The organism is Peribacillus sp. NJ4, assembly GCF_030348345.1.
Lineage (GTDB): Bacteria > Bacillota > Bacilli > Bacillales > DSM-1321 > Peribacillus.
On sequence record NZ_JAUCFQ010000001.1, the window covers coordinates 4,767,127 to 4,785,308 of the forward strand.

Consider the following 18,182-nt stretch of genomic DNA (forward strand, 5'->3'; position numbering starts at 1 on the left):
CCCCTCATTTTCCGCATTCCTTTGTCCACACTTTATGCACAACTTCTTTCATAATCCAATTCAATGCCGGCAAATAATTTCTTACAGGCATTTCCACACTCGCATTCCTTTAAAGCACTTTACTCAAGAATGCCTTGGTTCTCTCGTGCTGAGGGTTACCGAATAGTTGATTCGGTTCATTTTCTTCGACAATATACCCTCCATCCATGAATATGACCCGGTCCCCGACTTCGCGGGCAAAGCCCATTTCATGCGTAACCACGACCATTGTCATGCCTTCTTTAGCAAGTTGTTTCATTACCTCTAAAACATCCCCGACCATTTCAGGGTCAAGTGCCGAAGTCGGTTCGTCAAATAGCATGATCTTCGGATTCATCGCTAATGCCCTTGCGATGGCAACCCGTTGCTTTTGCCCACCGGAAAGTTCCCCTGGATAGCTATTTGCTTTTTCCTTGAGACCAACCTTATCCAATAACTCAAGCGCTAATCTTCCCGCTTCCGCTTTATCGGTGGCACGAATTTTAATAGGGCCCAACGTTATGTTTTCCATCACCGTTTTATGAGGAAAAAGATTGAAATGTTGGAAAACCATTCCAACTTCTTGCCGAACCTTGTTAATATTGATTTTCCGTTTAGGGTCGGTTATATCATGTCCGTTAATGACCACCTCACCGCCCGTAACTTCCTCAAGGAGATTCAGGCAACGCAGGAATGTACTCTTTCCAGATCCGGAAGGGCCTATTACGCAAATTACTTCCTTTTCTTGCACTTCTGCATTAATATCTTTTAAAACCTCGACAGTTCCAAATGATTTTCTCAGGTTTTTTACAGTAATGATGCTCATCGAACTTGTACCCTCCTTTCAATGAAATTAGCAATAAGGGTTAACAAATAGATGATGATAAAGTAAATCACACCTACAGCCAGCCAAATCTTGAATGCTTCAAAGGTTGCCGAAGCTTGAATCTGACCTTGCTGAGTTAAATCCGCTATACCAATGACGGATAATAGAGAAGTATCTTTCAAGCTGATGATCGATTGGTTCGTAATGGTAGGGAGCATCCTTCTAAAGGCTTGCGGCAGCACGACATATCTCATTGTTTGAGTACCCGTGAACCCGATGGATCTTGCCGCTTCCGTTTGTCCTTTATCGATGGATTGTATCCCTGCCCTTATTATTTCAGCAAAATATGCCCCTGCATTGATTGCAACGGTAATAATTCCTGCTGTTGTACTGTTCAATGAAATCAAATTTAGTGAATTCACACCAAAATAGATAAAAAACAGCTGCACAATGAACGGTGTCCCCCGTATAGCATCCACATAAACCTTTGCAATCCAGTTCAAGATCTTGATCGGGGCAAGTCGCAGCAAAGCCACCACTAAACCAATCAAAAAACCTAGGATAATGGCAATCACAAAGATATAAAGTGTCACCTGAAGTCCTTTTAATAAAATAGGCAATGCCGCAACAATTATATCCATTCCTTTCACCCCTTTGAAAAAGAAAGCGCGCTTTATGCGCGCCTATTGATCATGAATCTATTCACCAAGATACGTTTTTATAATCTCATCATACGTGCCGTCTTTTTTAAGATTGGCAAGACCATCATTTATTTTCTTCAATAAATCCTTGTTTTGCCCCTTCAATACAGCAATCCCATACTGATCACCATTCAAACGGTCACCTACGATCTTCAACCCAAGATCTTTTTGGGCGATTGCATAGGAGATAACCGGGTAATCTTCTATTAGAGCATCCGCATTACCGTTGGCCACTTCCTGGAACATTGCTGGACTATCATTAAATTGAACAACTTTAATTCCTAGTTTCGTAGCATTATCCTGTGCATATTTAGCACCTGTTGTCCCTTTTTTCACTGCTATGGTCTTTCCTTTAAGATCTTTAACCGTTTTAGTACTTGTATTATCTTTTTTAACAACTATAGTTAATCCTGCATCAAAATACGGTGTTGAGAAATCTACTACCTTTTTTCTTTCCTCCGTAATACTCATTCCCGCAATGGCCACATCAAGCTGATTGGCTTGCATCGCTGGAATGATTCCACCGAAATCCATAGGAGACAATTTGATTTTAAAATCCTGGTCTTTCGCTATTGCATTGATTAACTCAATATCAATACCTTTATAGTCGTTCCCCTCTTTAAATTCAAAAGGAGGATAAGTTGTATCAACACCAACTTTATATACCTTTTCAGGTTTCTTTTCCTCACCTGCATTTTTTTCATCACTGGTTCCACAAGCCGAGATAAAGATAGATAAAATCAAAAACATACTAAGTAAACCAAGTTTCTTCATTCAAATCACTCCACTTCTTAGATTATACGTGATAATAAATAATTCTCCCTATAATATAGCATAAGAATAAAGTATTATAATATGAATTTTTAGAATAAATAATATTTTCTTTGAATAATATTTATGGATGTTTTTCCTAATATTGTTTAAGTGATGGTAAATATAAAATAAGTATGAAACTGCGTATTTGATCCTTTTCTATAAAAATGCCGAGCTGCTATCAAAAGGGACATTCAGGTATCCCTAATAGGACACACCCCATATGGACCAAGGACCGATAGGATTATCGGAAGCTTACACAACTGATAATCGATGCAACAGGTAGAAAAGATGCAGATAGCCATTCATCACCCGCTCTCGTAATTTTCACAGTTGGATATGAAGAAGTGAAAAACATTGCTTTAAGATCGAAAGGGCTGTCCCAATTTCGGCTGAATTCGACTTTTCCAGACAGACCTTTTTTAATGATATTTGAACAAATAAAAGAGACCACTTTATTTTGGTCTCATTTTTACAGCTTGTATAATAACGCATTCGGAAAACCCCCAATTATCAGAAGCCATCTTCCGCCACTAACATTGATGATTTCGCCCAATATGTAATTCGAAACATTGGATGAAAGAAAAGGTATGCTTTCAGCTATTTCAACTGGTTTTGCTATTCGTTTAAGGGTTACTCCATGATAGTTAATACCTCAGCCACTTGGAGTTCCTCGTAATGATGTTTTTTTACTTGGAATCCATTCTAATGAGTCAATAATGTATTGAATCAAATCATCATGTTTCACAACACTGCCGATGACACTGTTGTTTCTTTCTCTATACATCCAAAAATCCTTTATATCAGGTGTCTTGGGAATAAGATAAAACCATGATTCTGGCTCTTGTTTTCCGCCTTAAAATAAGTCTTCGTTAGGGTGATTTTAGGTTTTTGCATTCTTAAGGAACTATCCTGCCCTAATAGTGGACTATGAAAAAGCTGCCTTATAGACAGTTCTGATTTTAAGTTAACGTACCTGTTAGTTGAACAGCGTAATAGATTATTTAAAGTTCACGTTAATTCCCCAATTGTTGCTTTGAATCGCCTCTACCAATTAAGACAAAAAATTTTCTTTAATTATTTGAATAGCTACAAAGTTCAATCAAAGTTCCATCAGTTGATACGGGATTAACATAAATGAGCCTTCTTCCCCGTGTGTTTGTACGTAGTGTGTCCTCTAGAAAACGAACTCCATTTGTACTTGCCTCGAGTATTGCTCTGTCCAAATCGTCAACTCGATATGCAATATGATGTACCCCTTTTCCTCGTTGCTTTATAAACCGAGCCATTGGAGAGTTCTTGTTGGTTGGTGCCAATAATTCAATTACTTTATCATTAGTTCTGACAACAGCAACGTGTACTTCAACACCAGGTGTATCACTTGTATAACGGTCCTCTAATACTCCATTTAATACATTAAGATAAAAGGGAAGAGCATCATCAATACTTCTAACAGCAATTCCAACGTGATCTAAAACATATTCAAATTCAGTTCCTCCCAATTTAGTTCCTCCTTTCAGGATTACTATCTTTAATATGGCTAAGTCTACTTTTTTAAAAATTTTAATCCTCTATCATTATAGATTTGATTTTCATGGGTTCTACATTATTGGTTCCCATTATCCTTCATCCTAAAAAAAAGGCATTTTGTTCCACTATCCTGCCCCGTTACTTCAATAAGAAAAGACCCAGTAATGGCAGCCTTTATCTTAGCTTACTCATAGATTGTTTTGATTAACATTTAGTTCAATCAAATTACCGTCTGGGTCAGCACAGAAAATTTGTGCGAATCCACTTTTTCCGTATGGTTTTTCAAGGATTTCAACTTCATTCAGCTTTAACCATTTAAGAGTGTCATAGTAGTTATCGACTCTAAGTGCAAAGTGACCTTCTCTGCTGGATAAACTTTTATCCTTACGGATCGTCTGTGAAGAGGGATCGACTATCAAGTGTAGTTGATGTCCCTCTATTTCATACCAGGCACCTGGAAAATCAAAATCAGGACGCTGTATTTCTTTTAAACATAGAGTTTTACCATAAAATTCTTTTGCTCTTTCCAAATCTGTCACAGTAAGACTTACATGATGGAGGCATTTATATTTAATCAAAACCTTCACTTCTTTCATTTTATCTAATTTCCCCTTTATTTTATCACTACTTCAACTAAACTGTCCCTTTAGTTCCATAAAGAAAAAGCTGTCTTAAAGAAAGCTCAAATATCCAATTCACCAGGTCGACCAAGTGGTATCGTTTTGCTGTAATCTGATCCAAGGCCCTCTACTGTCACTCCACGTTTGAAAGCTACTGCTTCATTATAAGCATTGTTGTTAAACCTGTTTGTTGATTACTCCCTGCGCAACACCCACTACCCGGATGTTAATTGGAATTTATGGATTAGAAAAACATATGATAATAATTTTGAAAGAGTTGATGGAATTTGTTGTCGGACTGCTATCATTTGTTGGTGAAGTAATTTCGGCATGGGCTATAGCAGCTTGGAGTTATTCCCAAGAAAATTTGACAACAATTTGAGGCAATTTCTTTATTGAAAAACCTGCCCCGTTTGTTGCAAGGAAAAAGAGCTGCTAATCAGCTCCTGATAATAAAGTAAGCACCCTTTAGTGGAATAAACATTAATGATTTTTATTTCCATACATTCTCGCCATAGTTGAAGGTGAAAATTTAATGCTATATTTCGCTTCAAGTTCATTCTTTATTTTTCTTGTTAAATTCACCCCCTGTTTATTGTGTTCTTCTTCAAGTTCAATCCCATTGGGAAGCAATTTATCTTTATCCCAATCAATCCATTCACCATACATATTCACCCATTCAATCAATTCTCGTTTTAACTCATTTGAAATCGGAATGTCCTCTATATCAAAGTTACAACCACATTTATTGCACCATATAGGGTCCGCTCCAACATCTCCTTCAACTTTTAACACATACGTTTCCTTTTGTTCACAAAAACATTCCATATTATTTTCTGACTCCTCTACTACACGTTTTTATACTTTTTATTAAAGTAATCCACCTTTAAAAAAGGGGGGGCTTCAGTAACCTTTCTCATTAAATTAAAGCACCTGTTAGTTGCATAACTAAACCTTTTATACTTCCCATAAACCAATAGAAAACAAAAGGACCATAAGAAGGCACACTATAATATATATCGCCTTTCTTACCTTAAATGGTAGTGAAGTTATCAAAAGATAAACAAAATTACCGAAGATTCCTGCTCCGCTTACTACTTCACTCTGTTCTTTATCTTGCTCTTTAGTATATCGAATGGACAATATTAATCCTGTTAGAGATAAGAGAACAAGGAAGAGAAACCCTATATCTATGTTCAATTTAATTTTCCTCTCCTATTTTAGGTGGATCTCGTTACTTTATATGTATTTTTCACAACCACTTTTACAAGCTTCTGAATCTAATATATTATAACGCCTTGTTGAACAAACCTACCCCGTTACTTGAAGAAGAACATGTATATAAAACTACCACAGTGCACTTCCCAACAAAATCATGCCAATAAATCCATATACAACAGTAACTCCCAAACCATACAAAAATAAGTTATCCTTTTTAAATAGTCTGATCAGTTCAAAGAAAGAAATTACAATCCGTATAACCAACAACAGTCCAAATATACTTAAACATGACATTCCAATAGTCATTGGAATCTCTGTCACTAACCTCATACCATCTGACTTATCATTTGAGATTACCCCAATCCCCATTCCAATATAAATCCACAAAAATGACCTCTATATCAATGTAAAGAATAAAATGTAATACCGATGAACAGTAGGTGCCAAAGAAGAATCCACAGACGTTATCCATTTTATAAAATACTTGATACATAACCTACACGAAATAATAGGATGTAACCACGGAAATATAAAATCTGTTTCATCGTCCTTAACATAAGAATTCTTTCCAAATGTCATTTTAATTATATTTGATTCGTTTTTCTTCTTTTTCTTCCTTTTCATCTTCAACAACCAGTCTAATAGTCATAGTATAATTCGATAGTTGCAAAAAGAAAAAGCTGCCTTAGAGACAGCTCCGATCTTCAGCTAAAGAACCCATTTGTTTAAGTGATTTTATTCACAATATTTCAGTGTAAAAATAAAATTCTTATTTATTACTACTTTACAAAAAATGCAATAACCCCTAGGATTATGCACAAAATCCCACCCGAAAATTGTCCTAATCCTGATGCTTCTCCCATTAGTAATAAATTAAATATATTCTTACTTTTTTGATTTTTTCCGAATAAACCATCGTCAGTTTTCATACGATAAATCCCCCAAACTATTAAAACTGCCCCAAAAATAAATAATATAATCTGCATTTAAAATCCTCCGTTGTTTGTTTAATATGTGCATCTTTTTAAAATGGATTATTTGTCATCCTCATCAAAAATAAAAGTTTCTTCAATTGATAAATTAAAAACTGAAGCTATTTTATATGCAAGTAGCACAGATGGATTATACTGTTGTTTTTCTAATGAGATGATTGTTCTAGAAGATACACTTACTTTATCAGCTAATTCTTGTTGTGTTATTTCATGTTCTATTCGTAATTCTTTTACTCTATTTTTCATAAATCCCCCTAATTAAAGGACATGATTATAATATTTTCTAGCCCAAAATTCACTAATTATTAATGATACTAAGACAACAAACAATACAGTATTTGTTGCGATTACCACAAAATTAGTTAAAAACATAAGAATAAAGATTTCGTATATCAGAATTTGCAAAGAAAAGCGAGCAACTTTTCCATCAATTAAAGCGTCTCTTTCATCATATTCCTTTGCTAATTCCTTTTCTAGAGATTTATTCTTTCGGGATTTAATATAAGAAATTGTTGAGGAAACCAAGATTATTCCCCCTAAGAATAATATGAAATACCCAAAATTAAATCCTACTGATTTATCGAGAGTTATTTGAATGATTCCCAATACAATTATCAAGATTGAAACAAAAAAGCGCTGTATGAATAGATTTTTCAAACATACCTCTCCTAACCAATTTAAATTCTCCTGAAGTGAAGTTTGTTTCACGTGAAGTTCTCTTCACATGAAGTTAACTTCATGTTAATCATTCTCAAAGCAAAAGTCAATAAGTAAATGTTGATTATTAAAATCATTTTAGTTTTCATTGTGTTGAACTAACCTTCCCCGTTAGTTGCATAAAGAAAAAGCTGCCTTAAAGACAGCTCCGAACTTAAGCTAACGCACCTGTTAGTTCATTAAGAAAAAGAGATGCCAATGCAACACCCTTATTGAAGTAAAGTACCTGTTAGTTGAAGATAGATTGTACTTTTAAAGCAACTTCTTTCGGTTTAACGTCAAGGAGTGATAGTTTTTCTATATCTACCCATACTGGCAAATATGTACCTTTATCTCTATTTTCATAGGTGTATTCTTCACCTTGTCCAGTCCCAAAAGTTCCTTCGATAATTTCAGCTAAGAAAAAGTATTGTGTACCGTTAAACTCAACCTTTGCAAAGCACTCATTAACGTTGACTTTTACACCTAATTCCTCAAAGGCTTCTCTTTTTGCCCCTGTTTCAGGATTTTCACCTTCTTCAATTCCACCACCAGGAAAAACATAGTAAACAGAACCGTTTCTAATTCTTTTAATCAGGCCAACCTTGTTATTTTCTATAAGCACAACCGAACCTCTATCTCTCACACATTATCCTCCCTTATTGCATGCACTTTATTGAATTAACCTGCCCCGTTAGTTCCATAAGAAAAAGCTGCCTTATAGACAGCTCCGATCTTCAGCTAACGCACCCGTTAGTTCTTTAAGGCCTGATGACAGGGTTCTTGTCATAGACCGCAAAGTAAATTCCATTAAAAAGGAAAAATAGAGGCTGCTAAGAACCAACATTATTGTAAAGAGATTTGGTAATCGTTTTGGAAATGTTTTTTGGTAAACTTCAAGGCTGATTGTATCAATAACCATTAAAGTTTTACGATATCATTAACGTTTTCTTCATTTTTTGGGAAATTCGCGGGTATGGGATTGTATTCCCGTTTAAATTATTTTTTGTAGTCATTTGGTAGAATAATGCTAAACAGGACTTCGGAATCGGAATTTTTCGCTTCGATTTTTCCCCCGTGAAATTTGATTATTTTCTTTGTAATAAATAGACCAAGTCCGAATTTACCATCAGTACCCTTGTGAAAGTGCTTAAATAATTGATCCAATACTTCATTTTCAATTGGGGGGCCATCATTTGCAAATGTGATTTCTACATACCCATTTTCCTCATATTTTTGGTTGTTTACCGTTATAACTATTGATGAATGGGCATATCTTAAATTGTTTTCGAGAATATTTTCGAAAGCGACTGTTAATTCCTCCTGATCCCCATAAATCAATATATCTATCAAGCGAGCATCGATAATTACATCTTTTCGACTTAATGAAAATCTATCAATCAAATTCATCAGAATTGTCTTTATGTTGATAAACTCAAACTCATTTTTCCTTTCTAAAATATAATCCAGTCCTTTGAGATACAATAGCTTTTCTACCTTTTTTTCCAAATTGAAAGATTCTTTTATAATAACGGCTACTGTTTCTTCAAATGAATCGTTTAGGTAGATTCGGTCAGATAATGCTTGGGCATAGCTTTTAATGACCATGATAGGTGTTTTAAGGTCGTGTGAAACGTTTTGTAAAAACAGTTCTTCCTCCGTTTCCATCTTTTTAAGAGATCCCCTCATCATATTGACGGAAGAGGCCAATTGACCGAACTCGTCTCCCCTGTCTAAGTGGATGGGCTCTCCCCATTGTTTGTTTGCAATTTTCCGCACTCTATATTCCAAATAGCGTAGTGGTTCTGTAATTTTAATAGAAATAATCTTAGCAATACAGATGTTAACGATAGACAGAACAGCGAAAATGCGTGCTAAGTCTTTAAGCAAGTCTACCGATAAATATTGAACAAGCACTAAAGTAAAAATACAAATAATAAAAACAAGGAATGCTGTGATGGTAACCCAAATTTGGAACGCAAACGGCTTACTTTTCATCTTTCTACCAAACGGTATCCGGCTCCATAAACGGTTTCTATTGGCATGCCTGGAGTTTTCTTTCGGATACGGCGAATCGTATCATCGACGACACGGTCAGTTCCGTAGTAATTTTTGCCCCAAAGTCGGTCAAGAATTTGCTCCCTCGAAAATACGTGATTCGCATTATCAATAAAAAACAGCATTAATTGAAATTCCTTGCTTGACATTGGCAATTCTGTATCGTTATGGTAAATCGTGTGGCTTTCGCGATTAATAATGTAATCGTTGATTTTAATATGTTTTCCATGTTTTTGTTTATGACCATAGGTGTAATCGAGTAATTTTTTAACCTTTATAACTAATTCCCTTGGAAGGAAGGGTTTAGAAATATAATCATCGCAACCCAGTTCCAAGCCTACAACCCTATCAATATCTTGATTTTTGGCCGAAATAAATATGATTGGAACTTCCGGATGGATACCTTTAATTTTATTAAACAATGTATAGCCATTCGTATCAGGAAGCATAATATCCAAAATCCATAAATCAGGAGGTATATGGATTTTGCTTTCAGTGGATTGCCCGTCCAGAAACCCTTCTACTTTGTATCCCTCATTTTCCAAATATTTTTTTAAAATGAAATTCAGATCCTTGTTATCCTCAACTAAATAAACTGTGTTAGACACATATTTCTCCTCCCCTTTACATCTCTGTTTGCTCCCTAATTATAAAATAAACCTCTAAATTCGTGTCGAATTTAGAGGTTTGTTAGTTCTAAAGTACTTTTCTTAGGAATTCCTTTGTTCTTTCTTGTTTCGAATTTGAGAACAATTCCATTGGTTTTCCTTCTTCTAAAATATATCCACCATCCATAAATAAAATTCGATTTGCAACTTCCCTAGCAAAGCCCATTTCATGGGTAACGATAACCATCGTCATCCCTTCATTCGCTAGGTCTTTCATTACCTGTAATACTTCGCCAACCATTTCTGGATCAAGGGCAGATGTTGGTTCATCAAACAACATAATTTCTGGTTCCATCGCTAGTGCTCTCGCAATGGCCACCCTTTGTTGCTGTCCCCCAGAGAGATTGCGTGGGTATACATTCGCTTTTTCGTATAAACCAACCTTAGTAAGAAGTTCCATCCCCTTTTGCGCTGCTTCCGTTTTCGAGTACTTCTTTATTTTTTGCAGGGATAACGTGATATTCTCAAGTGCCGTTTTATGTGGAAATAAGTTAAATTGCTGAAACACCATTCCTACTTCTTGGCGTACCTTATCGATATCCACTTTCTTGTCCACTATGTTTGTGCCTTTAATCCATATCTCACCTGAAGTCGGCTCCTCTAATAAATTTAAACAGCGTAAAAAGGTAGATTTCCCCGACCCGGAAGGTCCTATAACACAGACAACTTCTTTCCGATGAATGTCCGCATCAATACTTTTCAATACTTCTAAATTACCAAATGATTTAACTAACCCTTTGACTTGAATCAAATTTCCACCAACCTCCTCTCAATCCAGTTAGAGATCTGGGTAAGTACATTAATAAGAATCCAATATAATACACCAACAGCAGCCAAGAATTCGAACGCTCTAAAATTCACGGCATATATATTCTGGGCTGAATATGTAAGCTCCATAATTCCGATTGTTGCAAGAAGAGAGGTATCTTTTATGCTAATAATGAATTGATTCACGAAAGCGGGTATCATCCGCCTTACGGCTTGTGGTAAGATGATATGCCGCATTGTTTGTCCAAGATTGAAGCCAAGGGCCCTTCCCGCTTCCATTTGCCCCCTATCTATGGACTCAATCCCTGTACGGAATATCTCGACTAAATATGCACCTGCATGTAAGCTAAGTACAAAAATACCGGCTTGAATGGGGCTAGTGGCACGGCCGAATAATATTGGGAACAATCCAAAATAGAAGAAAATAATTTGCACGTACAGAGGGGTTCCACGAATAATACTAACGTAAGCTTTGGCAATAGATTGTAAGTATTTATTAGGTGAAACCCTTAACATACCGAATAGAAGTCCCAAAGCGGTTGCAATTAAGAGAGATAACAAAGCCAATTCTATAGTCATCACTGCTCCTCGCAACAGAAGTGGCATCGATTCTCCAATCAATTTTAATGTTTCCAATAGCTACTTCCTCCTTTAAAAGAAATAAAACATTGTGTTTTTTTTAGTTAGAACCAAAGTATTTTTTATACATTTTGTCGTATTCGCCGTTACTTTTCATTTCCGCCAAATGTTTATTAAATTTATTAAGTAAATCCTCGTTATCCTTTGAAATAGCAATTCCATATTCCTCACCGGTCAATTTATCGCCAATCATTTTTAACTTATTCCCTGTTCCGGAATTCATTTTGTCCAAAACAAATGGAAGATCATTAACAAGTGCGTCAGAACCGCCAGCTTCAACGTCCATATATAGGGTAGGTTCATCTTCTAAAACTTTCACATTGAAATCGTACTTCTTAGCAAGCTCCTGTGCTTTTTGAAGGCCTGATGATCCTTGTTTAGCAACAATTGTTTTTCCCTTTAAATCTTCAAATGATTTGATAGAACTATCCTTCTTTGTAACAAGAACAAGGCCGGATTCAAAATAGGAATCTGTAAAGTTTGTTACTTTTCTTCGATCATCCCGAATGGTGATAGCTGCTGCAGCTCCATCTATTTGCTTTGCTTGAAGTGCCGGAATGATACCGTTAAATTTCATTTCCTTCCATTCCACTTGTAAATTTTCTTTTTTTGCGAGTGTTTCCACGATTTCAATATCAAACCCCACTAGCTTTCCATCCTTATCTTTTGCGGAGAAGGCACCGCCGTCGGGGGTTGTAGCAAATATTACTACATCTTTCTTACTTTCATTTTTGTCGGAGTTGCTATCCCCTGGTCCAGATGCGGTGGTGTTACTATTTCCGCAACCTACCAAACTAAATACCAATAATGCCAATGCAACAATGAATGAAAGCCTTTTCATTATTTACCCTCCCTAGAGAAATGTTTTTTTATTTATGGAAATATTATAAAAATAATGTAGAATAAATATCAAAATATTATGTGAAAATTCACTAATTATATTAATTGTGCATCCAATCAAACTTTTAGATAGTTGTTAAAATGAAAGGGCGAATTTTACATGAGCGAAAGAATAATAGATTACTTAGTAAATATCTTGTGGGACACCCCTTTAACTTTCGCCATAATCCTTACAGGGATTTACTTTACTATTGAAAATAGGTTCTTCCAAATCAACTATTTAATATACGCCTTTCGTAATCTTTTTACCGTTAATTTTTACATAAAGGCAGCAAAATATTTGAGGGAAAACAAGTCCTCCATTGGCGCCACAAGTATATCAATCGGTAGTACAGTCGGTATAGGGAGTATCGGTGGAGTTGCTACCGCTATAGCAATTGGCGGCCCCGGGGCTATATTTTGGATGTGGATTGCTGCATTTTTTGGAATGATCATTAAAACGGCGGAAGTGACACTTGCGGTGTATTATCGCAGTAAAGATAAAGGAGGTAATATATATGGGGGACCTACAGCTTATATCGAAAAAGGAATCGGAATAGAAATGAACTTCAGGAGTTGGCTTGTCCCGGTTGCTATATTTAGTATTGGAATAACTTCAACAATCTTTATTTCAAGCCAAAATTATATTGCATCTAAAGCTATAAGTTCAACATTTGGAATTAATATATTTATTGTTTCTATACTCTATTCAGCTGTTGTGTTTTTATTTATAAGGCGTAAAGCAGAAACTATAGGGAGACTTTTTATTTTTATTATTCCCGTTATAACGGGTGCTTATATCATTATCGGTTTGATCATCATGGTAGCTGATTTCCGTAATATTCCTTCTGCCATTGGATTGATTATAAATGATGCGTTTCATGGCACATCCGCCTTAGGTGGGTTTACAGGGGCAACACTATCCCAAGTTATTACAATGGGGGTTACACAGGCCGTTTACAGCAGTGAATTCGGTTGGGGAACCTCTCCAATTGTTCATTCGGTTGCAAAGATTAACCACCCCGTTAAACAGGGACTATGGGGTGGTTTTGAAGTTTTCTTTACAACCATTATCTGCAGTATAACTGCTTTTGTAATTATTCTGTCTGGAGAATGGACATCAGGCCAGTCTGGTCTAGTGCTGTCACTGAATTCATTCGAGTCGTTTTTTGGGGTTTTTGGGAGATATATTATTACAATCATTCTCTTCTTTTTTGCATTAACAACATCCATTGGCTGGTTCACTTACAATGAAATTATCTTCAGACATCTGTTTAGAAATCGCTCCTTGCTAAAAGGTAGATTAATAAATTGTTTAAAATTTCTTTACCCATTCCCTGAATTCCTGTTTGTTGTATATATAGCTGTTTTTCATTTATCCGAAAAATATGTTTGGTCACTGACGAACATTACAGTTGCATTTCCAACGTTTATTAACATTATTTCCATACTCATCCTAAGTAATCAGTTTAGGAAACTCGTTTTGGATTATAAAGCGAGATATTTAAAAATTGGGAAGGTAGATGCAGATATGCATTTATTTTATGAAGATAAAGAAAAAAAGGCGTAACATCATGTATGAATTATGTAAAAATTCACACATTTATTTGATTTTTCTTCTATATTCTTTTCTACAATGAAATATATAAGAATAAAGCAAAAGGAGAATCAAAATACATGAAGCCTCTGATTGGATTTACTATGAACTATGTTAGCGCTTTTGAAGAAAGAGAAATTAGATTTAAACCTTCACAGGATCATGTTATTTCTGACTTGGATTACCCGAGTTGTATCGTCAATGCCGGCGGGATTCCAATACCTATTTCTGTTATAGATGATGAAGGATACATGGATTCCATTCTAGATCGAATAGATGGCCTTGTGCTTACAGGGGGAAGTGATTTAAGCCCACAATTTTATGGACAACCATATAAAAAGGGGCTAGGGAACATTAACCCAATTAGGGACAGCTTTGAAATGAAGTTAGTTGAAAAAGCCATCAAAAAGCAGATGCCAATAATAGGCGTATGCCGAGGCCTTCAATTATTAAATGTATTTTTTGGCGGTACTTTGATTCAGGATATCGATGAAAATTTTAAGACAGACCTAAAACATGACGGCTATATGGGCCCTAAGTGGGGCATTGCCCATAACGTGAAGCTAGATAAAAATAAAGTGTTATATAAATGTTTCGGGAAAGAAGAAATAGAAGTCAACAGCTTTCACCACCAAATTATAGATACTCTTGGGTCCGGTTTTGAAGTTGCGGCAATGTCGGAAGACGGAATTATTGAGGGGATTGTCCATACAGAATATCCTTTTATCGTTGCTGTCCAATGGCATCCGGAAATGATGGCCGATGTCTACCAAGAGCAGCTAAAGCTCTTTCAGTTACTGATAAATTTTGTTAACGATAATCCACCAATTAAAAACAAGGATGTAATGGCAATAAATTAAGCTGGGTAATGTCATCTTCGATTAATTAAAGCGCTTATGGCAAAGGGAGAGCTGGTTAAATAAACTGGTAACTTTGTTAAGGACACTATAAAAGGAGATTGAGCAACTAGAAGGTGATTCCTGTATTGAGTGAATCCATTAAAAAACCCCATTTTTAAAAGAGGCGTACCACCAACATTTCGCGGGAAACATACGTTAAGGGGTAGCATCATATGCCCATCAAGCTAAGGGTTTATATCTTCCCCAAAGAACGAAATTTTGAACTTACTTTACAACAAAATGAAGCTTATTTTATCGTTTTGGGGTTAATCTGTTTTCTTAACTTGATGGGGTACGACCGAGATACCTGTAAAATTCTATCACAAGCATTAGGGACATTGCATGAAGCCTTGATGATACTGGTTTTTTGCCGATTTACCCAGCAATGGAGCATATGTCCACTAATTGACATTAGCGGACGTGAAGTAGCTTAAAATTGCCTTCTAATGTCCACTAAGGCAAGGAATTATGTCCAAAAATCATGTCCGCTAAGGTCTATGATAAGTTATTGCATGTATCTCGGTTGAACCCCAAATACCTTTACCATAATCCTGTGTTTATTTATTGATTATGTTTACTTTGCGGTCTAGAACAAGAACCCTGTCATCAAGCCTTTAAGACATACGAATTATTGTACATACTATCACCATAAAAATAGCCAGCTTTATATGCTGACATTAAAATTCACAAAGAAAAATTTATTGACCATTGTCCAAGTTGGTTTAATACTGCATCAAGATTAAATTTTACATCATAATTATTTGGCAATTCTTCTTCTGGAATAATTTCTATTACACCTCTATACTCATTCTTTCCTACCTTTTTAATGTTTACTCTGGAAACAGCATTAATTCGTTTCCCATTAATTAAAATGTCTGGATCAACAATCCTGTCTTTCGTTTCATCAAACTTAAGATTTTTTTCAGATTTTATATGATATTCAAGACCAATTCGTTCGTGCCCATCCTTTACAACATCACCAATTGTAAATGTTATACCATTATCAGAAACTGATTTATTTATAGGCTTTAATGCTCTTTCAATCTCGCGAGCCAATGTTTTATCATTTAAATTTGTAAAACAAAACATAAATATTGTTATTAAAGCTAAAATCGCTATTCCTATTCTAAAAGTTCTTTTGGACAAACTTGAACACTCCTTTTAGCATAGCTTTTTCTATAGCATTCTTTTTATACTTTTATTTTCTTATGGAACTAAAATGCCCCGTTAGTTGCATAAAGAAAAAGCTGCCTTATAGACAGCTCCTATCATCAGCTAACGCACCCGTTAGTCCAAGAACAAATAATTTATTCATATTCACATTTTGTCGGTTTAACAAATGATGGTAAGGTTTCACAAATAGTTTCATAAGTAGAGAAATCCGTGTTGTTTGAAAGTACAACAATACTATGTCCGTCATACCCTAACCAGAATACACTCATCTCTTTGTCGATTTTCACTACCACTGCTTCGCCAATCTTTCCTTCCCAATTACCTTGCCATTGACGTTCTTCTACCCGAAAAAAACCTGTATTTGTTGACCAAATAACTAAGTCATTACCACTGCCAATAGAAATAAAAATTGGAAAAATCTCGCGAAATTGATTTACATTTTTAATTTCAGTTACGGATACAGACAAATTAGGATTATTAGTTAAATATTTATAATCAATAATCCATTTTTGACATAATTCCTCGTAATCTTCTTTCCAGTATGAAGGAATTTCAGCACAAAAATATATTGGAAATGCTTTAATACTTTCCATCCATAAAGGTACAAAATTCACATCACATTCTGGCAGATAAAAACCGTCCATTGAAAATACATATAAGGGTTTTCCCTCGATGGCAAATGGAAAATGACCACCAGCATCAGGTTGGGAACTATAATAATATTTAGGAAAATATCCAATTTCTACTTCCATCTTAGCTTACCTCCGTCTATTCATATTATTCCTAATCATATACACTGAAGGTTGTATTGAAATGGTTATTTAACAGTTTCCTTCCTCCACTAAACTGCCCCGTTAGTGCCATAATAAAAAGCTGCCTTAAAGACAGCTCCGATCTTCAGCTAACGCACCCGTTAGTTCAACAAGGTTTACATTATCCCTGACGTAATATCTTTTGAAACATTCTTGGTTTATGTTTTTCAAAACCTTTTATCAATTCTTTTCCAAAAATAGTGATGGTTTCTTCCCAAGGGTGTCCTAATAATCCCCATTCAAAATTCTTATGAATAAAAAAGTAATAATCACCGTTTGGAAAAATAGGTACTGTCCATTCATCAAATTCAGTTTTCGGAAACTCCATACGGGGGTTTATCCAATAACCTGGATGTTGCCAATCTAAGGCATACATATATTCATTTTTCTGTGTGAGTTCTTGAAAAACAAGCAATGACTTATCCTCTAGATTATTGTAAATCTCATCATAAGTATCTGAATCTCCGGACCAATTTAAATACGGGGATACATCATATGTGATAAATGGATTTGGCACTTCAAAAGATGGGAACTTTGATATGCTTGGTTCAAAAGTAAATTCTTCATATATCCTATCCCATACCTCTTTATATTCTATTGTAGATAATTCAATCCAATTTTCCATTTGAATAGCCACCTTTACGATGCTTTTAATGAGGGTTATTATATCACTTCTTCTTCAACTACCCTGCCCCGATAGTTCCATAAAGAAAGAGCTGCCTTAAAGACAGCTCTAATCTTCAGCTAACGTACCCTTTTAGTTCTATAAAAATTTTAAACCAGTCTTTATATCCCGCAATGGTACAGATAACATTCTCCTTTAGCTAAAGCTTCTGACATTAAAATTATTTTTTCAAATTGTGTAATCACTTCATCTCGGTTGAAGACTAGTTATTTATAGTCCCCCTCCTGATTGTCAGCTTCGCAATAAACGAATTCTCCAGTGAGTTCAAATTTATCAGGTGCATTTTTAATTAGACTCTTCCATGACGAAAAAACACTTATTAAAGTATCAGAAGAGTGATTATCAAAAAGGGTTACTCCATGATAGTTAATACCATGGCCACTTGGAGTTCCTCGCAATAATGGGTTTTTACTTGGGATCCATTCTAATGAGTAATAATGTATTGAATCAAATCATCCTGTATTGCAATACTGTCGATGACACTGTTGTTTCTTTCTCTGTACATCCAAAAATTCTTTATATCAGTTGTCTTAGAAATAAGATAAAACTCATGATCCAAGCTCATGTTTTTCCTCCTTAAAAAGGTC

The 18,182-nt window shown here is 35.4% G+C and carries 22 protein-coding genes; 4 read left to right on the forward strand and 18 right to left on the reverse strand.

Annotated features, from left to right (window positions below):
• Window positions 1-109 precede the first annotated feature (109 nt).
• The 5 genes from QUF94_RS23810 to QUF94_RS23830 all read right to left on the reverse strand — a co-directional run bounded on the left by QUF94_RS23810 (window position 110) and on the right by QUF94_RS23830 (window position 4,466).
• Window positions 110-844, reverse strand: a complete 735-nt coding sequence (locus QUF94_RS23810; protein WP_289318015.1) for an amino acid ABC transporter ATP-binding protein — start codon at window positions 842-844, stop codon at window positions 110-112.
• Window positions 841-1,485, reverse strand: a complete 645-nt coding sequence (locus QUF94_RS23815; RefSeq protein ID WP_251431611.1) for an amino acid ABC transporter permease — start codon at window positions 1,483-1,485, stop codon at window positions 841-843. Before QUF94_RS23815 ends, QUF94_RS23810 begins: the two co-directional genes overlap by 4 nt.
• A gap of 57 nt (window positions 1,486-1,542) precedes the next feature.
• Window positions 1,543-2,319 (reverse strand): transporter substrate-binding domain-containing protein, encoded by a 777-nt coding sequence (locus QUF94_RS23820; protein WP_289318016.1) that lies wholly within the window; start codon window positions 2,317-2,319, stop codon window positions 1,543-1,545.
• Between the two features lie 1,112 nt (window positions 2,320-3,431).
• Complete coding sequence (locus tag QUF94_RS23825; RefSeq protein ID WP_289318017.1) at window positions 3,432-3,860, reverse strand: VOC family protein; 429 nt, start codon at window positions 3,858-3,860, stop codon at window positions 3,432-3,434.
• Window positions 3,861-4,076: 216 nt separating this feature from the next.
• The gene (locus QUF94_RS23830) at window positions 4,077-4,466 is read right to left on the reverse strand and encodes a VOC family protein (RefSeq protein ID WP_289318487.1); all 390 of its coding nucleotides are present in this window, start codon (window positions 4,464-4,466) and stop codon (window positions 4,077-4,079) included.
• 265 nt (window positions 4,467-4,731) lie between these two features.
• Here QUF94_RS23830 and QUF94_RS23835 point away from each other — a divergent pair, with 265 nt between their 5' ends.
• Window positions 4,732-4,890 (forward strand): hypothetical protein, encoded by a 159-nt coding sequence (locus QUF94_RS23835; protein WP_289318018.1) that lies wholly within the window; start codon window positions 4,732-4,734, stop codon window positions 4,888-4,890.
• Between the two features lie 101 nt (window positions 4,891-4,991).
• On the opposite strand, the gene QUF94_RS23840 is transcribed toward QUF94_RS23835, so the two are convergent.
• The 10 genes from QUF94_RS23840 to QUF94_RS23885 all read right to left on the reverse strand — a co-directional run bounded on the left by QUF94_RS23840 (window position 4,992) and on the right by QUF94_RS23885 (window position 12,391).
• Window positions 4,992-5,336, reverse strand: a complete 345-nt coding sequence (locus QUF94_RS23840) for a hypothetical protein (protein ID WP_289318019.1) — start codon at window positions 5,334-5,336, stop codon at window positions 4,992-4,994.
• 1,172 nt (window positions 5,337-6,508) lie between these two features.
• On the reverse strand, window positions 6,509-6,715 hold the full coding sequence (locus QUF94_RS23845) for a hypothetical protein (protein WP_289318020.1): 207 nt from the start codon (window positions 6,713-6,715) through the stop codon (window positions 6,509-6,511).
• Between the two features lie 48 nt (window positions 6,716-6,763).
• Complete coding sequence (locus QUF94_RS23850) at window positions 6,764-6,967, reverse strand: helix-turn-helix transcriptional regulator (protein WP_034306678.1); 204 nt, start codon at window positions 6,965-6,967, stop codon at window positions 6,764-6,766.
• Between the two features lie 12 nt (window positions 6,968-6,979).
• Window positions 6,980-7,429, reverse strand: a complete 450-nt coding sequence (locus QUF94_RS23855; protein ID WP_289318021.1) for a hypothetical protein — start codon at window positions 7,427-7,429, stop codon at window positions 6,980-6,982.
• Window positions 7,430-7,667: 238 nt separating this feature from the next.
• Window positions 7,668-8,063, reverse strand: coding sequence for an NUDIX hydrolase (locus QUF94_RS23860; RefSeq protein WP_289318022.1), 396 nt, complete (start codon window positions 8,061-8,063; stop codon window positions 7,668-7,670).
• Between the two features lie 353 nt (window positions 8,064-8,416).
• A complete protein-coding gene (locus QUF94_RS23865; protein WP_289318023.1) occupies window positions 8,417-9,415 on the reverse strand; it encodes a sensor histidine kinase in 999 nt (332 codons plus the stop codon).
• Entirely contained in the window at window positions 9,412-10,083 is a 672-nt protein-coding gene (locus tag QUF94_RS23870; RefSeq protein WP_289318024.1) for a response regulator transcription factor, read from the reverse strand. Before QUF94_RS23870 ends, QUF94_RS23865 begins: the two co-directional genes overlap by 4 nt.
• 88 nt (window positions 10,084-10,171) lie before the next feature.
• Entirely contained in the window at window positions 10,172-10,894 is a 723-nt protein-coding gene (locus QUF94_RS23875; protein WP_289318025.1) for an amino acid ABC transporter ATP-binding protein, read from the reverse strand.
• A complete protein-coding gene (locus QUF94_RS23880) occupies window positions 10,891-11,547 on the reverse strand; it encodes an amino acid ABC transporter permease (RefSeq protein WP_289318026.1) in 657 nt (218 codons plus the stop codon). The genes QUF94_RS23875 and QUF94_RS23880 overlap by 4 nt, the downstream gene beginning before the upstream one ends.
• Window positions 11,548-11,590: 43 nt before the next feature.
• Complete coding sequence (locus tag QUF94_RS23885; protein WP_289318027.1) at window positions 11,591-12,391, reverse strand: transporter substrate-binding domain-containing protein; 801 nt, start codon at window positions 12,389-12,391, stop codon at window positions 11,591-11,593.
• Between the two features lie 159 nt (window positions 12,392-12,550).
• On the opposite strand from QUF94_RS23885, the gene QUF94_RS23890 reads away from it, so the two are divergent.
• From QUF94_RS23890 to QUF94_RS23900, 3 genes are all read left to right on the forward strand, one after another.
• Window positions 12,551-13,999: an alanine/glycine:cation symporter family protein gene (locus QUF94_RS23890; RefSeq protein WP_289318028.1), complete on the forward strand. Its 1,449-nt coding sequence runs from the start codon at window positions 12,551-12,553 to the stop codon at window positions 13,997-13,999.
• 107 nt (window positions 14,000-14,106) lie between these two features.
• A complete protein-coding gene (locus QUF94_RS23895) occupies window positions 14,107-14,886 on the forward strand; it encodes a gamma-glutamyl-gamma-aminobutyrate hydrolase family protein (RefSeq protein ID WP_289318029.1) in 780 nt (259 codons plus the stop codon).
• A 212-nt stretch (window positions 14,887-15,098) separates the two neighbouring features.
• Window positions 15,099-15,359, forward strand: a complete 261-nt coding sequence (locus QUF94_RS23900) for a hypothetical protein (protein WP_289318030.1) — start codon at window positions 15,099-15,101, stop codon at window positions 15,357-15,359.
• Between the two features lie 250 nt (window positions 15,360-15,609).
• Here the strand turns inward: QUF94_RS23900 and QUF94_RS23905 are convergent, their stop codons facing one another.
• The 3 genes from QUF94_RS23905 to QUF94_RS23915 form a co-directional block, all read right to left on the reverse strand.
• Window positions 15,610-16,071, reverse strand: a complete 462-nt coding sequence (locus QUF94_RS23905) for a DUF4179 domain-containing protein (RefSeq protein ID WP_289318031.1) — start codon at window positions 16,069-16,071, stop codon at window positions 15,610-15,612.
• 161 nt (window positions 16,072-16,232) lie between these two features.
• Window positions 16,233-16,850, reverse strand: coding sequence for a hypothetical protein (locus tag QUF94_RS23910; RefSeq protein WP_289318032.1), 618 nt, complete (start codon window positions 16,848-16,850; stop codon window positions 16,233-16,235).
• Window positions 16,851-17,031: 181 nt separating this feature from the next.
• The gene (locus QUF94_RS23915) at window positions 17,032-17,535 is read right to left on the reverse strand and encodes a DUF2716 domain-containing protein (protein ID WP_289318033.1); all 504 of its coding nucleotides are present in this window, start codon (window positions 17,533-17,535) and stop codon (window positions 17,032-17,034) included.
• Between the last annotated feature and the right edge of the window lie 647 nt (window positions 17,536-18,182).

Bases quoted from the DNA above. Each gene is read 5' to 3' on its own strand.
- QUF94_RS23810 (WP_289318015.1), bottom strand. From the start codon at position 844: ATGAGCATCATTACTGTAAAAAACCTGAGAAAATCATTTGGAACTGTC.
- QUF94_RS23815 (WP_251431611.1), bottom strand. From the start codon at position 1,485: ATGGATATAATTGTTGCGGCATTGCCTATTTTATTAAAAGGACTTCAG.
- QUF94_RS23850 (WP_034306678.1), bottom strand. From the start codon at position 6,967: ATGAAAAATAGAGTAAAAGAATTACGAATAGAACATGAAATAACACAA.
- QUF94_RS23890 (WP_289318028.1), top strand. From the start codon at position 12,551: ATGAGCGAAAGAATAATAGATTACTTAGTAAATATCTTGTGGGACACC.
- QUF94_RS23915 (WP_289318033.1), bottom strand. From the start codon at position 17,535: ATGGAAAATTGGATTGAATTATCTACAATAGAATATAAAGAGGTATGG.
- QUF94_RS23900 (WP_289318030.1), top strand. From the start codon at position 15,099: ATGCCCATCAAGCTAAGGGTTTATATCTTCCCCAAAGAACGAAATTTT.
- QUF94_RS23835 (WP_289318018.1), top strand. From the start codon at position 4,732: ATGTTAATTGGAATTTATGGATTAGAAAAACATATGATAATAATTTTG.
- QUF94_RS23910 (WP_289318032.1), bottom strand. From the start codon at position 16,850: ATGGAAGTAGAAATTGGATATTTTCCTAAATATTATTATAGTTCCCAA.
- QUF94_RS23885 (WP_289318027.1), bottom strand. From the start codon at position 12,391: ATGAAAAGGCTTTCATTCATTGTTGCATTGGCATTATTGGTATTTAGT.
- QUF94_RS23845 (WP_289318020.1), bottom strand. From the start codon at position 6,715: ATGCAGATTATATTATTTATTTTTGGGGCAGTTTTAATAGTTTGGGGG.
- QUF94_RS23820 (WP_289318016.1), bottom strand. From the start codon at position 2,319: ATGAAGAAACTTGGTTTACTTAGTATGTTTTTGATTTTATCTATCTTT.
- QUF94_RS23865 (WP_289318023.1), bottom strand. From the start codon at position 9,415: ATGAAAAGTAAGCCGTTTGCGTTCCAAATTTGGGTTACCATCACAGCA.
- QUF94_RS23840 (WP_289318019.1), bottom strand. From the start codon at position 5,336: ATGGAATGTTTTTGTGAACAAAAGGAAACGTATGTGTTAAAAGTTGAA.
- QUF94_RS23895 (WP_289318029.1), top strand. From the start codon at position 14,107: ATGAAGCCTCTGATTGGATTTACTATGAACTATGTTAGCGCTTTTGAA.